The 16,529-nt window shown below is 60.7% G+C and carries 13 protein-coding genes; 6 read left to right on the top strand and 7 right to left on the bottom strand.

Annotation, left to right across the window (positions count from 1 at the left end; genetic code table 11):
* Positions 1-101: 101 nt before the first annotated feature.
* On the bottom strand, positions 102-1,526 hold the full coding sequence (locus tag TK42_RS03615) for a PLP-dependent aminotransferase family protein (RefSeq protein WP_005790387.1): 1,425 nt from the start codon (positions 1,524-1,526) through the stop codon (positions 102-104).
* 109 nt (positions 1,527-1,635) lie between these two features.
* On the opposite strand from TK42_RS03615, the gene TK42_RS03610 reads away from it, so the two are divergent.
* The 5 genes from TK42_RS03610 to TK42_RS03590 are packed head-to-tail and all read left to right on the top strand — an operon-like array spanning position 1,636 to position 7,170.
* A complete protein-coding gene (locus TK42_RS03610) occupies positions 1,636-2,580 on the top strand; it encodes a DMT family transporter (RefSeq protein ID WP_032879916.1) in 945 nt (314 codons plus the stop codon).
* Between the two features lie 23 nt (positions 2,581-2,603).
* Positions 2,604-4,466 carry a molybdopterin-synthase adenylyltransferase MoeB gene (gene moeB / locus TK42_RS03605; protein ID WP_103733620.1) on the top strand — a complete coding sequence of 621 codons (1,863 nt, stop codon included), beginning with the start codon at positions 2,604-2,606 and terminating at the stop codon, positions 4,464-4,466.
* Positions 4,467-4,482: 16 nt separating this feature from the next.
* Positions 4,483-5,397, top strand: coding sequence for a PLP-dependent cysteine synthase family protein (locus tag TK42_RS03600; protein ID WP_103733619.1), 915 nt, complete (start codon positions 4,483-4,485; stop codon positions 5,395-5,397).
* Positions 5,398-5,434: 37 nt separating this feature from the next.
* Positions 5,435-6,427 carry a serine O-acetyltransferase gene (locus TK42_RS03595; RefSeq protein WP_005790394.1) on the top strand — a complete coding sequence of 331 codons (993 nt, stop codon included), beginning with the start codon at positions 5,435-5,437 and terminating at the stop codon, positions 6,425-6,427.
* Positions 6,428-6,429: 2 nt separating this feature from the next.
* Entirely contained in the window at positions 6,430-7,170 is a 741-nt protein-coding gene (locus TK42_RS03590; protein WP_032879914.1) for an alanyl-tRNA editing protein, read from the top strand.
* Between the two features lie 134 nt (positions 7,171-7,304).
* Here TK42_RS03590 and prpD read toward each other — a convergent pair whose 3' ends face one another.
* The 6 genes from prpD to TK42_RS03560 all read right to left on the bottom strand — a co-directional run bounded on the left by prpD (position 7,305) and on the right by TK42_RS03560 (position 15,721).
* Positions 7,305-8,789 carry a 2-methylcitrate dehydratase gene (prpD, locus tag TK42_RS03585; RefSeq protein WP_103733618.1) on the bottom strand — a complete coding sequence of 495 codons (1,485 nt, stop codon included), beginning with the start codon at positions 8,787-8,789 and terminating at the stop codon, positions 7,305-7,307.
* A gap of 178 nt (positions 8,790-8,967) precedes the next feature.
* Complete coding sequence (gene prpF / locus TK42_RS03580; protein ID WP_103733617.1) at positions 8,968-10,158, bottom strand: 2-methylaconitate cis-trans isomerase PrpF; 1,191 nt, start codon at positions 10,156-10,158, stop codon at positions 8,968-8,970.
* Positions 10,159-10,169: 11 nt separating this feature from the next.
* Positions 10,170-12,764 carry a Fe/S-dependent 2-methylisocitrate dehydratase AcnD gene (gene acnD / locus TK42_RS03575; RefSeq protein WP_032879911.1) on the bottom strand — a complete coding sequence of 865 codons (2,595 nt, stop codon included), beginning with the start codon at positions 12,762-12,764 and terminating at the stop codon, positions 10,170-10,172.
* Positions 12,765-12,947: 183 nt separating this feature from the next.
* On the bottom strand, positions 12,948-14,075 hold the full coding sequence (gene prpC / locus TK42_RS03570) for a 2-methylcitrate synthase (protein WP_005790404.1): 1,128 nt from the start codon (positions 14,073-14,075) through the stop codon (positions 12,948-12,950).
* A gap of 42 nt (positions 14,076-14,117) precedes the next feature.
* Positions 14,118-15,011 (bottom strand): methylisocitrate lyase, encoded by an 894-nt coding sequence (gene prpB, locus TK42_RS03565; protein ID WP_032879910.1) that lies wholly within the window; start codon positions 15,009-15,011, stop codon positions 14,118-14,120.
* Positions 15,008-15,721, bottom strand: coding sequence for a GntR family transcriptional regulator (locus tag TK42_RS03560; RefSeq protein WP_032879909.1), 714 nt, complete (start codon positions 15,719-15,721; stop codon positions 15,008-15,010). The genes prpB and TK42_RS03560 overlap by 4 nt, the downstream gene beginning before the upstream one ends.
* A gap of 271 nt (positions 15,722-15,992) precedes the next feature.
* Between TK42_RS03560 and TK42_RS03555 the strand changes: the two genes are divergently transcribed.
* Positions 15,993-16,529, top strand: a complete 537-nt coding sequence (locus TK42_RS03555; protein WP_032879908.1) for an ATP-dependent zinc protease — start codon at positions 15,993-15,995, stop codon at positions 16,527-16,529.

The raw sequence follows: 16,529 nt of genomic DNA, 5'->3' as shown, positions 1-16,529 counted from the left end.
CTGGCGCCTGATCTGACGCTATCGCAGGCAAGCCAGCTCCCACAGCTGGAATGCGTTCCCCTGTGGGAGCTGGCTTGCCTGCGATGAACGGTAACGCGGATTTACAGATGAAACCGCCCCCCCCCCTGCCCCAACGCCGTCGCCAGCGCATCAAACCCCTCGCGCAGTAACTGATCATCGCCAGACGTATTGCAGATACTCGCCCGAATAAACTGCGGCACCGCCGTCTGCCCCACGGCAAACGCCTCGGCGGTGGCGATCAGGTAATTGTTCTGCCTGAGCTCTGCCTCGATTTCCGACGCACGCCATGGCTCCGGCACTTCGATCCAGAAATGCGGGCTGTTGAGGTGGGTGCGATACGCCAGCCCGGTCAATAAATCCTCGACCAAGGTCTTGCGGCGGCTGATTTCGTTGATTTGTTGGCGCAACAGATATTCCGCCGTGCCGTTTTCAATCCACTGGGTGGCCAGTTCCAGGGTCACAGGCGTCGCCATCCAGCAGGTCGAGCGCAACGCCGCGGAAATGCGACTGACCAGCGCGGGTGGCGCGTGCACGTAGCCTACCCGCAACCCTGCCGACACCGCTTTGCTCAGACTGCTGATCAAAATCGTACGCTCAGGCGCGAAATAGCTGAGGGGCGGCGGGCGATCCTCAACCAGCACGCCGTGGGCTTCGTCCTCGAGAATCAGCAGGTTGTGCTCACGACACACCTTGGCCAAGGCTTCGCGACGCGCCACCGACAACACCGCCGTCGTGGGATTCTGAATAGTCGGCGTGCAGTACAACGCCGAAATGCGGTGATTACGACAGACCTCATCCAGCGCCGTGGGCAACACGCCTTCTTCATCCATTTCCAGGCCAATCAGGCGCACGCCCAACATGCGCGCAGCCGTAATCAGCCCAGGATAAGTCAGTTGCTCGGTGACTACCGTATCGCCAGCACGCAGCAGCGCCATCATCGCGCACAGCAAACCGTGCTGGCCGCCGTTGACGCAGATGACCTGCTCTGGAATCGGATGAAAATCGCGCTGCACCAGCCATTGCGCCCCGGCTTCACGGTAACGCGGCAAGCCGGCGTCGGGGGTATAGGCGCTGATGTCCTGCAGGAACTTGGCGTTGGTCGACAGCGTTTGGAAGCTCTGGGCAAGAAACACCGTTTCCTGCCCCGGAATGTGCATGTTGCGACTCATGTCGAAGTACTGGCGCGGCTCCTCGCTGAAATTGCGAAAGCCTTCATCACGTTGACGCTCCATCCCACGCTTGCGCACGAAGGTTCCGTCACCGACCCGCGCAACCACCAAGCCCAGGCGCTCCAACTCACCGTAGGCCCGGCTGATGGTGCCAATGGTCACCCCCAGGTTGTCGGACAGCACCCGATGGGGCGGCAGTTTTCGTCCCGGTTCAATCAAGCCTTCGAGGATGCCCCGCTCCATCACATCAGACAGGCGCTTGTACTTCACGCCCTGCCCATTGGACAGGCCCTCACGCATAATTGACACCATGTCAATATTTGTTTTGACAGCCATCTTTCGCCCTAATAGTGTGCTTTTACGGGTTCAATCGCCGATAAACATAACTCATTACAAGTTCAATATAGAGTTCAATTCCGGCTCAGGGAAGCAATAAAAGATGCCAATGTCCGCCGTTCTCGAAAACACTGCAAAAACAAAAACTCAAAAACAGTGGCTCGCCGGGCTGGTGACCAGCTTGATGTTTCTGATCGTGTGCCTGAGTTGGGGCACTACATGGCTGGGCATCAAGATCGCCGTAGAGAGCGTGCCGCCGCTGACATCCGCCGGGCTGCGCTTTCTGATCGCGTTTCCGCTGTTCCTGTGTTTTGCCATGGTGCGTCGCGAGCCGATCCTGTTCCCACGGGAAAGCCGCTGGTTCTTTGTGTTTGTGACCCTGTCGTACTTCAGCGTTCCCTATTACCTGCTCAACTATGGCGAGATGCACGTGTCATCCGGCCTGACGGCCCTGCTGTTCAGCTGCATGCCGGTATTCATCCTGATCTTTTCGGCGCTGTTCCTGCGTGAGCGCATCTACTTCTCCCAGGTCGTTGGCATCGGTATCGGGTTTGGCAGCCTCTACATGATCATCAAGAGCCAGGGCCTGCACCTGGACCACGCCGAGTTCTTCGGGGTGTTGGCGATACTGAGCGCCGCGATCATGCACGCGTTGTGCTACGTGATTACCAAGCAGAAAGGCAGTGCCATCAGCGTGATTACCTACAACACCCTGCCCATCGGCATCGCCGGGCTGATGTTGTTCGTCGCCGGCCTGTGGTTTGAAACGCCAGCCTTCAATGACATCACCCTGCGCTCCTGGACTGCACTGTTCTACCTCGGGCTGGTGGCCTCGGTAGGCGGGTTTATTGTGTATTTCATGCTGCTCAAGCGCCTGAGCCCGATCATCCTGTCGTTCGTCTTCATCATCTTCCCGGTGTTCGCGGTGATCATCGGTGCCTGGTACGAAGGCGTGGAAATTTCCCGCGACCTTATGCTGTATTCGGCGATTCTGCTGGCCGGCTTTGCGATCACCAAGCTGCCGGTTGAAAAACTCCTGGCCAAGAAAAAATGACCCTCAACCAACGCGAGAGAAACATGGAAGTCCTCCGCCCCACCGCCCTGGAACAGATCTACGCCCACGCCAGCCGCAGCTACCCAGAAGAGTGCTGCGGCTTCGTCTTCGCCGACGGCAGTGTGTACCTGGGCAGCAATATCCAGAACGAGTTGCACCACAAGAACTCCCAGATGTACCCCCGCAGCGCGGCCAACGGCTACACCTTCTCGGTGGCCGATACCCTGCTGCTGAACAAGTCGTTTCGCAGCGACAACCCGGTGGTGGTGATCTATCACTCCCACCCGGATGTCGGCGCCTATTTCAGTGATGAAGACCAGGACAAGGCGCTGTTCATGGGGGAGCCGATCTACCCCGTCAGCTATCTGGTGGTGGATGTTCGCCAGAGCCAGGTCCTGGGCTCAAAACTGTTTGCCTGGGATGGCAAGCATTTCGCACCTCAACCCTTCAACGACCTGCACACGGAGTTGTCCATGAACGCTGTCTCTTTCCCCGACATTCTGGTTCGCGTGGCCAAGCTGCCGGAATCGACCCTTGAGGGCGCCGGATCGACATTGCGCGAAGTCATTGAAAATCTCTGCACCAATCACCCCCAATTGCGTCAGTACCTGTTCCATGAAAAGAACAACCAGCTCAAGGAACACTTCCTGTTTACCGCCGAGGAGGCGCTGATCGAAGCCGATGAAGTCCTGCCGCCAAAATCCCGGATCGAAGTGTTGCTCGCCACCTCAGGCGGCATGGACATCGACACCCTGAGCAACGAAGAAGTGCAGCGCTACGTGCGCCACATCACCCTGCCGGGCGTCGGCCGCGAAGGCCAATTGAACCTGAAGAAAGCCAAAGTTCTGGTCATCGGCACCGGGGGCCTGGGCTCGCCCATCAGCCTGTACCTGGCAGCGGCAGGCATCGGCACCCTGGGGCTGGTGGATTTTGACGTGGTGGAAAGCAGCAACCTGCAGCGCCAGATTGTCCATGGCAACAGCACCCTGGGAATGCCCAAGGTCGAGTCCGCCAAGCAACGCCTGCTGGACCTCAACCCTCATATCCGGATCAATGCGCACAACACCGCGCTTGACACCGACAACGCTCTGGAACTGGTGGGCGCCTATGACCTGGTGATCGACGGTACCGATAATTTCGATACCCGCTACCTGGTCAACGATGCTTGCGTACAGTTGGGCAAACCTTTGGTCTATGGCGCCATCTACCGTTTCGACGGGCAGATCAGCGTGCTCAACTACAAAGGCGGGCCGTGCTATCGCTGCCTGTTTCCCAAGGCCCCGCCCGCAGAACTGGCGCCCAATTGCAGCGCCGGCGGCGTGATCGGCGTGCTGCCGGGTGTGGTAGGAATGATCCAGGCCACCGAGGCGATCAAATTGCTGATCGGCATTGGCGAACCTTTATCCGGCCGCTTGATGCGCTTTGACGCGCTGGCGATGAAGTTCAGCGAGATCCGCTTCAAGCGCCGCCTCGACTGCCCCTGCTGCTCGGAGCTGCGCAGCAGCGAAAGCGCCGCCCCCACGGCATGTGCCGATGCCGTACCGAGCCAACCGTCGCTGGCGGCAGAACGCTACATCAAGCCTCAGAACCTCAAGCAGGTGCTTGAGCACCCCAACAGCGCCGATGTATTGCTGGACGTGCGCGACGCCAGCGAATTGGAAGTATGCAAGCTGCCAGGCGTGTTGCACATTCCCCTGGCCGAACTGGATGGGCAACTCGACAACCTCAGCCGAGACAACACACATTACCTGATCTGCTACGCGGGCACCCGAGCCGAACAAGCCGCCAGCACCCTGCTGGCAGCCGGGTTCGCGAACACCAAAGTCCTGCAGGGCGGCATGAAGCACTGGGTTCGCGACGTCGAACCCGACATGCCTCTGTACTGATCGTGGAGACTTGCTGATGCTGCATAACTCCATTCTCGACGTCATCGGCCAAACGCCTATCGTGCGCCTGGCCCAGTTTTCCGAAGACCTCGGCATCGAAGTCTACGCCAAGCTGGAATCCCTCAACCCCGGTGGCAGCCACAAGGCGCGCATCGCCTTGGGCATGATCCTCGATGCCGAGCGCCGTGGCGTACTGATCCGCGACTCCGGGCAAACCATCATCGAACCCAGCGGCGGCAACACCGGCATTGGCCTGGTGATGGCCGGCAATGTCCTGGGCTATAAAGTGGTGCTGGTGATCCCTGACAACTACAGCCCCGAAAAGCAGAAATTGCTACGCCTGTATGGTGCCAAAGTGGTGCTGTCAGACAGCCGCCTGGGCAACAACTCCCACGGCGAAAAGTGCATGGAACTGCAGTTGGAAAACCCCAACTTCGTGATGCTCAACCAGCAGCGTAACGGCGCCAACCCGCAGACCCACCGCGACACCACCGCGCCGGAGATCATCCGCGCCTTCGGTAATCAGCGCGTGGACTACTTCGTCAGCGGCATCGGCACAGGTGGCCATATCACCGGCATTGGCGAAACCCTCAAGGCCGCCTGGCCAGCGATCCGCGTAATGGGCGTGGAGCCGCAGGAATGCGACCTGCTCAAAGACCAGCACGCTGCGCACGCAATCCAGGGCCTGTCGATTGGCCTGATCCCGAGCATCCTCAACCTGGACGTGATCGACGGCATGCTCAAGGTGTCGCACTCGGCGTGCCTGGACATGATCAAACGCATCATGCGCACCGACGCCATCAGCCTGGGGCTGTCCTCCGCCGCCAACATGGTTGCCATCGCCCAACTCGCCCCCGAACTGCCGCCTGAAACGGTGGTGCTGACCATGGTCTACGACAATGCCGACAGCTACCTGCCCAGTTTCGAGTAACGGGTTTTTCAATCATCCAGAATGCGGGGGTGCCTCCATGGGGGGCTTTATCGACATGCAACTGCTGCACGATGAGTTGCTTACCCATCTCATCACGACCCTGACGCCCGGGCAGATGAAGCAGTTGGAACCACACCTGGCGCCACTGATCCAGAACGCCGCCCAAGCAGTGGCCGAGGACCTGATCGCCTACGCCTATCGCGACCCGGCATCCCGTGGGCGCGGGGAGTTGATCCTGGAATCCTATGCCTCGTTCAAGGCAGTGCTGTTCTATCGCCTTGCGCACCAGGTGTGGAATTTCCCCGACCCGGGCCATGGGATGTTTTCGCGCATGGCACTCAAGCTCAGCAACCAGGGCAAGATTCTCTCTGGTGCCGAGATTCATCCGGCGGCGCGTATCGGCCGGCGCTTTGTACTGGACCATGGCTATGGCACCGTCATCGGCGAAACCTGCGTGATCGGCAACGACTGCTACATCCTGTGCGGCGTGACCCTGGGAGCCCGCGGCATCGCCAACAATCCGGACGGCAAACGCCACCCGCGCCTGGGCAACAACGTCGAGGTGGGCGCCGGTGCCCGGGTGCTGGGCTACGTGTCGATCGGCGACAACGTATTTATCAGCCCCTCCTGCGTGATCACCCAGGACGTACCGGCAGGCACCAAGGTCAAAGTAGTCAACCAGATCCAGTTGCAAAAAAACGACGAATCGGACCGCAGCAATTACCTAGGCGCCTTTGCCCTGGATGAGCGCTTGCACGTCGTCGGTGAGGTGAGTGCCGGTCATAAGGTCACGGTGCTGGATGCCGACTTTCATCCGCTGCAAGGGTTAATGCTCGAACCCACGGTGAAAGAGCGCCACCACCTGCAATTTCGCCTGCACCGTGTCGATACCGGCGAACAACTGCCGCGCTTGCCGCTGAACCTGAAAGTCTGCGGGCCGGAATTTGAAATCACCCTGCTCTCTCCCCCTGGCTTGAGCGCGATGGTGCGCCATCTCTTGCAAGCCAGCCCACTGATCGTTGGAGGTTGAACATGTCCGTGCATACCATGGAAACCCTGGCGCTGTTCGACAGCGCGCCCTATCAGAACGCGTTCAGCGCCCGGGTTATTGCGGTCAGTGAACACGGCATCGCCCTGGAGCACACACTGTTCTACCCCACCGGCGGCGGGCAACCGGGCGATACCGGCCATTTCACCCTGCCCGATGGCACGCGGGTCGAGGTGACAGGTACCGTGCGCGATCCGGTGTTGCGCTCGATCATCTGGCATCAGGTTGACCATTGCCCCGAGCAGTTGACGGCGGGCATCCAGGTAGACGCCGGCCTGGATTGGGAGCGGCGCTACCAGCACATGAAAATGCACACCTGCCTGCATTTGTTGTGCTCGCTCATTGACGCGCCCGTGACCGGTTGCAGCATCAGTGCGGATAAAGGCCGACTGGATTTCGACCTGCCGGAAATGACCCTGGACAAAGACGGTCTAACCCGTGACCTCAACGCCCTGATCGAGCAGGCCCACGCGGTGAAGACCCTGTCGATGCCCGCCACCGAATACGCGACCTTGCTACAGATCACCCGCACCCAGGCGGTTGCGCCACCGGTGGTGTCGGGCTCGGTACGGGTGATTGAGATCCCCGGCATCGATATCCAGCCATGCGGCGGCACCCATGTGCTCAACACCGAGGAAATCGGCCGGGTGTTCTGCGAGAAAATCGAAAAGAAGAGCAAGCACAACCGCAGGGTGATACTGCGGTTTGAACAAGCTTGCGCCTGACCCGATAGTTGCCCCAATGGAGGACAAATGTGGGAGGGGGCTTGCTCCCGATAGGGGTGGACCAGTCAATGAATCTGTTGACTGACACCCAGCTATCAGGAGCAACCCCCCTCCCACATTGGCCGCGTTGTTTTTTAGATCACCAACAGATCCATGAAACGGTTCACAGCCGTCGCCTCAAGCCGTGCCTGATCCTTGCACAACGCAACAATCTCGGCGCTGCGCTGCGCAGTGAACCGCGTCGCCAGGTTGGCTTTGAACTTGTCTTCCAGCAATGGGATACCGTCCACCCGACGGCGGCGATGGCCAATCGGGTATTCCACCGCTACCTGCTCAGTGCAGGTGCCATCCATAAAGAACACCTGCACCGCATTGGCAATGGAACGCTTGTCCGCCTCCAGGTATTCGCGGCTATAGCGTGGGTCTTCAACGATGACCATCTTGTCGCGCAGCTCGTCGATGATTGGGTGGGCCGCGTGGAAATCATCTTCGTAGTGCTCGGCCACCAGATTGCCGAACACCAAGGGCACGGCGGTCATGTATTGCAGGCAGTGGTCGCGATCGGCAGCGTTGGCCAATTGGCCAACCTTGGAAATAATCCGAATCGCCGACTCATGGGTGGTGATCACGATACGTTCGATTTCATGCAGACGATGCTTGACCTGGGGGTGCAAGGTCACCGCCGCCTCGCAGGCGGTTTGCGCGTGGAATTCTGCCGGGAAACTGATCTTGAACAGCACGTTTTCCATCACGTAGGTGCCGTAGGCCTGAGGCAGGCTGAAGGCGCGCTTGTCTGTGGGCTTGAGCGCCAGGTCCTTGTTGGTGTGGCTGAACAACACGTCGTAGAACCCCCACTGCGGCGCACTCAACACACCGGGGATGCCCATTTCGCCACGCAGGGCGATATCCGCCAGGCGCACACCACGGCTCGATGCATCGCCTGCGGCCCAGGATTTGCGCGAGCCGGCATTCGGTGCATGGCGATAGGTGCGCAACGCCTGCCCATCAACGAAAGCGTGAGACAAGGCCGACAGCAGTTGTTCACGATTGGCGCCCATCAGCTTGGCGGTGACCGCGGTGGAGGCGACTTTGACCAGCAGCACGTGGTCAAGGCCGACGCGGTTGAAAGAGTTTTCCAGGGCGATCACCCCCTGGATTTCGTGGGCCATGATCATCGCTTCCAGCACCGCACGTACGGTGAGCGGCGCCTCGCCATTGGCCACGCGTTTTTGCGAAAGGTGATCGGCCACGGCGAGAATGCCCCCGAGGTTGTCCGAAGGGTGGCCCCATTCAGCAGCGAGCCAGGTGTCGTTGTAGTCGAGCCAGCGCACGATGCAGCCAATGTCCCAAGCGGCCTTGACCGGGTCGAGGCGAAACGAAGTGCCCGGCACGCGCGCGCCGAACGGCACCACGGTGCCCTCCACTATCGGCCCCAGGTGCTTGGTGCACTCGGGGAACCGCAGGGCCAGCAGGCCACAGCCAAGGGTGTCCATCAGGCAATTGCGGGCGGTGTCCAGTGCATCCCGGGATTCGATGCGGTAGTTGAGGACATAGTCGGCGATGTCCTGCAAAACCTGGTCGTAGTCGGGGCGGTTGTTCTGGTCGACGTTGGCGCTCATGGCAGTTCTCCTAAAAGTTGGGTTGTTCCATCCTCAGGGTCAGGGTTAATCGTTGCGCAGGTCTGATTGCCTGCTTGTATCCCTGTGGGAGGGGGCTTGCTCCCGATGACGGTGGGTCAGTTAATGAATGGGGCGACTGACACCCTGCTATCGGGAGCAAGCCCCCTCCCACATAAAGCTAAAAAGCGTCACCGGGGACGCGCACGAAACCTTCCATTAACACCCGCGCACTGCGGCTCATGATGGCTTTCTTCACCACCCATTCACCGTTCACTTGGCTGGCTTCGGCACCGACGCGCAAGGTGCCGGACGGATGCCCGAAGCGCACGGCATTGCGCTCCACGCCGCCCGCCGCCAGGTTGACCAGGGTGCCGGAGATCGCCGCCGCCGTGCCGATCGCTACCGCCGCCGTGCCCATCATGGCGTGGTGCAGTTTGCCCATGGACAGGGCACGCACCAGCAGATCCACATCGCCGGCCTTGATTGCCTTGCCGCTGGAGGCCACGTAATCCGCAGGCTTGGCCACGAAGGCGACCTTGGGCGTGTGCTGGCGCTGAGCGGCCTCGTCCAGGTGCTTGATCAGGCCCATGCGCAACGCGCCATAAGCCCGTACCGTCTCGAACATGGCCAGGGCCTTGGGGTCGCTGTTGATCGCGCCCTGCAGCTCAGTACCGGTGTAGCCGAGGTCCTGGGCGTTGATGAAAATGGTCGGAATACCGGCGTTGATCAACGTGGCCTTGAAGGTGCCGACGCCCGGTACTTCCAGGTCGTCGATGAGGTTGCCGGTGGGGAACATCGAACCACCGCCGCCCTCTTCTTCCGCCGCCGGATCGATGAATTCCAGCTGGACTTCGGCGGCCGGGAAGGTCACACCGTCCAGTTCGAAGTCGCCGGTTTCCTGCACCGCGCCGTTGGTGATCGGCACATGGGCGATGATGCTCTTGCCAATATTGGCCTGCCATATCCGCACCACCGCCACCCCGTTCTCGGGCACGCGGGCCGGATCAACCAGGCCAGCGCTGATGGCGAACGAGCCCACTGCTGCCGACAGGTTGCCGCAGTTGCCACTCCAATCGACAAACGGCTTGTCGATGGAGACCTGGCCGAACAGATAGTCCACGTCGTGATCGGCGCGGGTGCTTTTGGCCAGGATCACGGTTTTGCTGGTACTTGAAGTGGCACCGCCCATGCCGTCGATCTGCTTGTCGTAAGGGTCGGGGCTGCCGATGACCCGCAGCAACAGGGCATCGCGGGCCGCCCCCGGCACCTGCGCGACTTCGGGCAGGTCCTTTAGGCTGAAGAACACGCCCTTACTGGTGCCGCCACGCATGTAGGTGGCGGGGATCTTGATTTGCGCTACGTGTGCCATGGTAGTCCTCTTCAGGCGGTGGCCGCCGATTCCAGGAAATCCTGGGCAAAACGTTGCAACACGCCGCCCGCCTCGTAGATCGACACTTCTTCGGCGGTATCCAGGCGGCACGTCACCGGCACCTCGACACGTTCGCCATTCCTGCGGTTGATCACCAGGGTCAGTTGCGCGCGCGGGGTGCGCTCGCCGATCACGTCATAGGTTTCACTGCCGTCGATCTTGAGGGTGTGGCGGTCGGTGCCCGGCAGGAATTCCAGCGGCAACACGCCCATGCCCACCAAGTTGGTGCGGTGAATGCGCTCGAAGCCTTCGGCGGCAATCGCTTCCACACCGGCCAGGCGCACGCCCTTGGCGGCCCAGTCGCGGGACGAGCCCTGGCCGTAGTCGGCACCGGCGATGATGATCAGCGGTTGCTTGCGCTCCATGTAGGTTTCAATCGCTTCCCACATCCGCGTGACCTTGCCTTCCGGCTCGATTCGCGCCAGCGAGCCCTGCTTGACCTTGCCGTTTTCCTGCACCATTTCGTTGAACAGTTTCGGGTTGGCGAAGGTGGCGCGCTGCGCCGTCAGATGGTCACCGCGATGGGTCGCGTAGGAGTTGAAGTCGACTTCCGGCAAGCCCATCTTCGCCAGGTATTCCCCGGCGGCACTGCCCGGCATGATCGCGTTGGACGGCGACAGGTGGTCGGTGGTGATGTTGTCCGGCAGCACCGCCAGCGGGCGCATACCCTTGAGCGGCCGCGCGCCGGCCAGCGCGCCTTCCCAGTACGGCGGGCGACGGATGTAGGTGCTCTGCGGGCGCCAGTCATACAGCGGGGTGACTTTGGGGCCGGTGTCTTCGTGAATCGCGAACATGGGGATGTACACCGCACGGAACTGCTCGGGCTTGACCGATGCCTTGACCACCGCGTCGATCTCTTCGTCGCTCGGCCAGATATCCTGCAGGCGAATTTCCTTGCCGTCGGCATCCAGGCCGAGCACGTCCTTCTCGATATCGAAACGGATGGTGCCGGCAATCGCATAGGCCACCACCAGCGGCGGCGAAGCCAGGAAGGCTTGCTTGGCGTAAGGGTGAATGCGCCCGTCGAAGTTGCGGTTGCCCGACAACACGGCGGTGGCGTACAGGTCGCGGTCGATGATTTCCTGCTGGATCACCGGGTCGAGCGCGCCGGACATGCCGTTGCAGGTGGTGCAGGCAAAGGCCACTACGCCGAAACCGAGTTTTTCCAGCTCATGGCCCAGACCGGCCTCTTCCAGGTACATGGCCACGGTTTTCGAGCCCGGCGCCAGCGACGACTTGACCCAAGGCTTACGGGCCAAGCCGAGCTTGTTGGCGTTACGTGCCAGAAGCCCCGCCGCGATGACATTGCGCGGGTTACTGGTGTTGGTGCAACTGGTGATGGCCGCAATGATCACTGCGCCGTCGGGCATTTGCCCTGGCACTTCGTCCCACTGGCCGCTGATGCCTTTGGACGCCAGGTCGCGGGTGGCAACACGGGCGTGTGGGTTGCTGGGCCCGGCCATGTTGCGCACGACGCTGGACAGGTCGAAGGTCAGGCCACGCTCGTACTGAGCCCCCTTGAGGTCATCGGCCCACAGACCGGTGTGGCGTGCGTACTGTTCGACCAGGGCGACTTGTTCGTCTTCTCGGCCAGTGAGTTTGAGGTAGGCGATGGTCTGCTGATCGATATAGAACATCGCTGCGGTGGCGCCGTATTCAGGGGCCATGTTGGAGATGGTCGCACGGTCGCCCAGGGTCAGTGCACTAGCCCCTTCGCCGAAGAACTCCAGCCAGGCGCCGACCACTTTCTGCTGGCGCAGGAACTCGGTGAGTGCCAGCACCATATCGGTGGCGGTGATGCCCGGTTGCAGCTTGCCGGTCAATTCCACGCCGACGCTTTCCGGCAGGCGCATCCACGACGCACGGCCGAGCATCACGCTCTCGGCCTCCAGGCCGCCGACGCCAATGGCGATCACGCCCAGGGCATCGACGTGGGGAGTATGACTGTCAGTACCGACGCAGGTATCCGGGAAGGCTACGCCGTCACGGACCTGAATCACCGGCGACATTTTCTCCAGGTTGATCTGGTGCATGATGCCGTTGCCCGGCGGGATGACATCGACGTTCTTGAAGGCTTTTTTGGTCCACTCGATAAAGTGGAAGCGGTCTTCATTGCGACGGTCTTCAATGGCGCGGTTTTTCTCGAACGCCTGTGGGTCAAAGCCGCCAGCCTCGACAGCCAGGGAGTGGTCGACGATCAGTTGGGTCGGCACCACCGGGTTGACCTGCGCCGGGTCGCCGCCTTGCAGGGCGATGGCATCGCGCAGACCAGCGAGGTCCACCAGGGCGGTCTGGCCGAGGATGTCATGGCACACCACGCGCGCCGGGAACCAGGGGAAATCGAGATCACGTTTGCGCTCGATCAGTTGGCTCAGGGATGCGTTGAGGGTGGCCGGGTCGCAACGGCGCACCAGGTTTTCGGCAAGCACGCGCGAGGTGTAAGGCAAGGTGGCGTAGGCGCCGGGGGTGATTGCTTCGACAGCCGCACGGGCGTCGAAGAAATCCAGGCGGCTGCCGGGGAGCGGTTTGCGAAATTCAGTGTTCATCGTCAGGACTCGGTCACGGTAAGTTCGAAAGGTGAACTGTCGACACTGGCTTTGTTTCCTGTGGGAGCTGGCTTGCCTGCGATTGCATCACTGCGGTGTGACAGGTACACCAAGGTGATGCCATCGCAGGCAAGCCAGCTCCCACAAAAAAGCACATTAGCCAGCGAACACAGCCCATCCCATTCAGCGACGTTCGATTGGCACGAACTTGCGCTGCTCAACGCCGATGTACTCGGCGCTTGGACGGATGATGCGGTTGTTGGCGCGCTGTTCGAACACGTGCGCGGCCCAGCCAGTCAGGCGCGAGCACACGAAGATCGGTGTGAACAGCTTGGTCGGGATGCCCATGAAGTGGTAAGCCGAGGCATGGTAGAAGTCGGCGTTGGGGAACAACTTCTTCTGTTCCCACATGGTCTTGTCGATGGCTTCAGACACCGGGAACAACACCGTGTCGCCCACTTCATCAGCGAGTTTTTTCGACCAGCCCTTGATCACTTCATTACGCGGGTCGCTGTCTTTATAGATCGCGTGGCCGAAGCCCATGATCTTGTCCTTGCGCGCCAACATGCCAAGCGTGCCTTCGACCGCTTCTTCGGCCGAGGAAAAGCGCTCGATCATTTCCATCGCCGCTTCGTTGGCACCGCCGTGCAGCGGGCCGCGCAGGGAACCGATGGCGGCGGTGACGCAGGAATACAGGTCGGACAGGGTCGAGGCGCACACCCGGGCAGTGAAGGTCGAGGCGTTGAATTCGTGCTCGGCGTAGAGAATCAGCGACACATTCATGACTTTGACGTGCAGCTCGCTGGGTTTCTTGCCGTGCAGCAGGTGCAGGAAGTGGCCGCCGATACTCGGCTCGTCGGTCACGCAGTCGATGCGCTTGCCGTCGTGGCTGAAGCGGTACCAGTAGCACATGATCGCCGGGAATGCGGCAAGCAGGCGGTCAGTGACATCGCGCTGTACGCTGAAATCTTTTTCCGGCTCGATATTGCCCAAAAACGAGCAACCGGTGCGCATCACGTCCATCGGGTGGGCGTCGGCGGGGATGCGTTCGAGCACTTCCTTCAGCGCCTGGGGCAAATCACGCAGCTTGCTCAGCTTGGCGCTGTAGGCGGCCAGTTCGGTCTTGGTCGGCAACTCGCCGTACAGCAACAGGTAGGCGACTTCTTCAAACTGCGCATCGGCGGCCAGTTCACGCACATCGTAGCCACGATAGGTCAAGCCTGCACCAGCCTGGCCCACGGTCGACAGTGCGGTCTGCCCGGCAACCTGGCCACGCAGGCCGGCGCCACTCAATACTTTTGCTTCAGCCATGTTCGTTCTCCAATCTTGAATTTATTAGGGAGGCGCACCGCATTATTTTTTCGCGGCAAACAGCGCGTCGAGCTTCTGCTCGAAGGTGTGGTAGTCGATGCGATCGTAGAGCTCCATGCGCGTTTGCATGGTGTCGATCACGTTCTGTTGGGTGCCGTCGCGACGGATCGCGGTGTAGACGTTCTCGGCGGCCTTGTTCATGGCACGGAAGGCCGAGAGCGGGTACAGCACAATGGAAACATCCGCAGATTTCAACTGTTCGGTGGTGTACAGCGGCGTCGCGCCGAACTCGGTAATGTTAGCCAGGATCGGCGCCTTTACGCGGGAAGCGAACAGCTTGTACATCTCGAGCTCGGTGATGGCTTCCGGGAAGACCATGTCGGCACCGGCTTCGATACACGCGGCGGCACGTTCAAGGGCAGACTCCAGGCCCTCGACCGCCAGGGCGTCGGTGCGCGCCATGATCACGAAGCTGTCATCGGTACGCGCATCCACGGCAGCCTTGATGCGGTCGACCATTTCCTGCTGCGACACGATCTCTTTATTGGGGCGATGCCCGCAGCGCTTGGCGCCGACCTGGTCTTCGATATGGATGGCGGCGGCGCCGAACTTGATCATCGACTTGACGGTGCGCGCCACATTGAACGCCGAGGAGCCGAAACCGGTGTCCACGTCCACCAGCAGCGGCAGGTCGCAGACGTCGGTAATGCGGCGCACGTCGGTGAGTACGTCATCCAACCCGGTAATACCCAGGTCCGGCACGCCGAGCGAGCCGGCGGCGACACCGCCACCCGACAGGTAAATAGCCTTGAAGCCGGCGCGCTTGGCCAGCAACGCGTGGTTGGCATTGATTGCACCAACAACTTGCAAAGGCTGTTCGCTGGCGACTGCGTCACGGAAACGCTGGCCGGGAGTGCTGTTGTTATGGGAACTCATGACTCACCTCGTGATGAAGGAGCACCGTCCGGGAAGTGACGGGCGATGTTGCGTTTGGAGGCGCCGATATGCCGGCGCATCAACAGTTCGGCCAATTCACCATCGCGATCGGCAATCGCGTCGAGAATGCGGTGGTGTTCGGCAAAGGCCTGGCGTGGACGATTGGGGGTGGCGGAAAACTGGATGCGGTACATGCGCACCAGTTGGTACAGCTCGCCGCAGAGCATTTGGGTCAGGGTGCGGTTACCGGCGCCCTGGATGATCCGGTAATGAAAGTCGAAGTCGCCTTCCTGCTGGTAGTAGCCAACACCGGCCTGGAACGCGGCATCGCGCTCATGGGTGTGCAATACCTGGCGCAGCTCTTCGATTTCTGCGTCGGTCATGCGCTCGGCAGCGAGGCGGCAGGCCATGCCTTCCAGGGACTCGCGGATCTCATAGAGTTCGATCAGCTCGGCATGACTCAACGACACAACCCGTGCGCCGACGTGAGGCACGCGCACCAGCAGGCGCTGGCCTTCCAGGCGGTGGATCGCCTCGCGCAGCGGGCCGCGGCTGATGCCGTAGGTACGCGCCAGTTCCGGCTCGGAAATCTTGCTGCCGGGGGCGATTTCACCTTTGACGATGGCGGCCTGGATACGCCGAAAAACGTTCTCGGACATGGTTTGGGAATCGTCTGACGCCGCTATCGGAATTTCCGCCTGACCCAGCATATTGTCGACACCTTTAAAATCAATGCCGCAAAAACTAGCTAATTACCCCTTAACAGTCAAAGAATAAATACACATTGTCGACAATCGTCTAATACGCCTGAATAACCCATCCAAGGCATGGCCGCCTGCCAGCGCTGGCGCCAAAAAAGCATCATGTTAGAATGCCCGGCGTATTTGCCTGACATCTCTGGATGAAACGGCGCACGAGGGAGTTTGCGCAGCAATGCCAGTCGCCTTGAATTGAACATCGCACGGCACCGCCTCAGGATTTATGAGACTCAAGCCCTTCCCCCTGTTTGTTTGCCTACTGTTGCTACCCAGCCTTGGCTTCACCGCCGAGAAAACGGTGTATGGCCTCAATGAATACGCCAAGCTGGACGGTATCGACCTGGAAGTCGCGGCCAAGCTCGACACCGGCGCCAAGACCGCCTCGTTGAGCGCCCGCGATATCAAGCGCTTCAAGCGCAACGGCGAAACCTGGGTACGCTTCTACCTGGCCATCGACACCGCCCACTCCCACCCCATCGAACTGCCCCTGGCCCGCGTCAGCAAGATCAAGCGCCGCGCCGGCGACTACGACCCCGATGAGGACAAGAACTACACCGCCCGTCCGGTGGTTGCCCTGGATATCTGCATGGGTACTGCTTTACGCAGCATCGAAGTGAACTTGACTGACCGCAGCAGCTTCCAATACCCGCTGCTGATCGGCTCCGAAGCGCTGAAACGCTTTGATGCGCTGGTCGACCCCAGTCTTAAATATGCAGCAGGCAAACCCGCCTGCGTCGCCGACGCTCATACCGCCGAGTAA

This window comes from Pseudomonas sp. GZJR-8 (genome assembly GCF_002916705.1).
In the GTDB taxonomy this organism is placed as follows: Bacteria; Pseudomonadota; Gammaproteobacteria; order Pseudomonadales; family Pseudomonadaceae; genus Aquipseudomonas; species Aquipseudomonas synxantha_A.
Note: the sequence above shows the minus strand (reverse complement) of the source record. Positions and strands in the feature narration are given on the sequence as shown.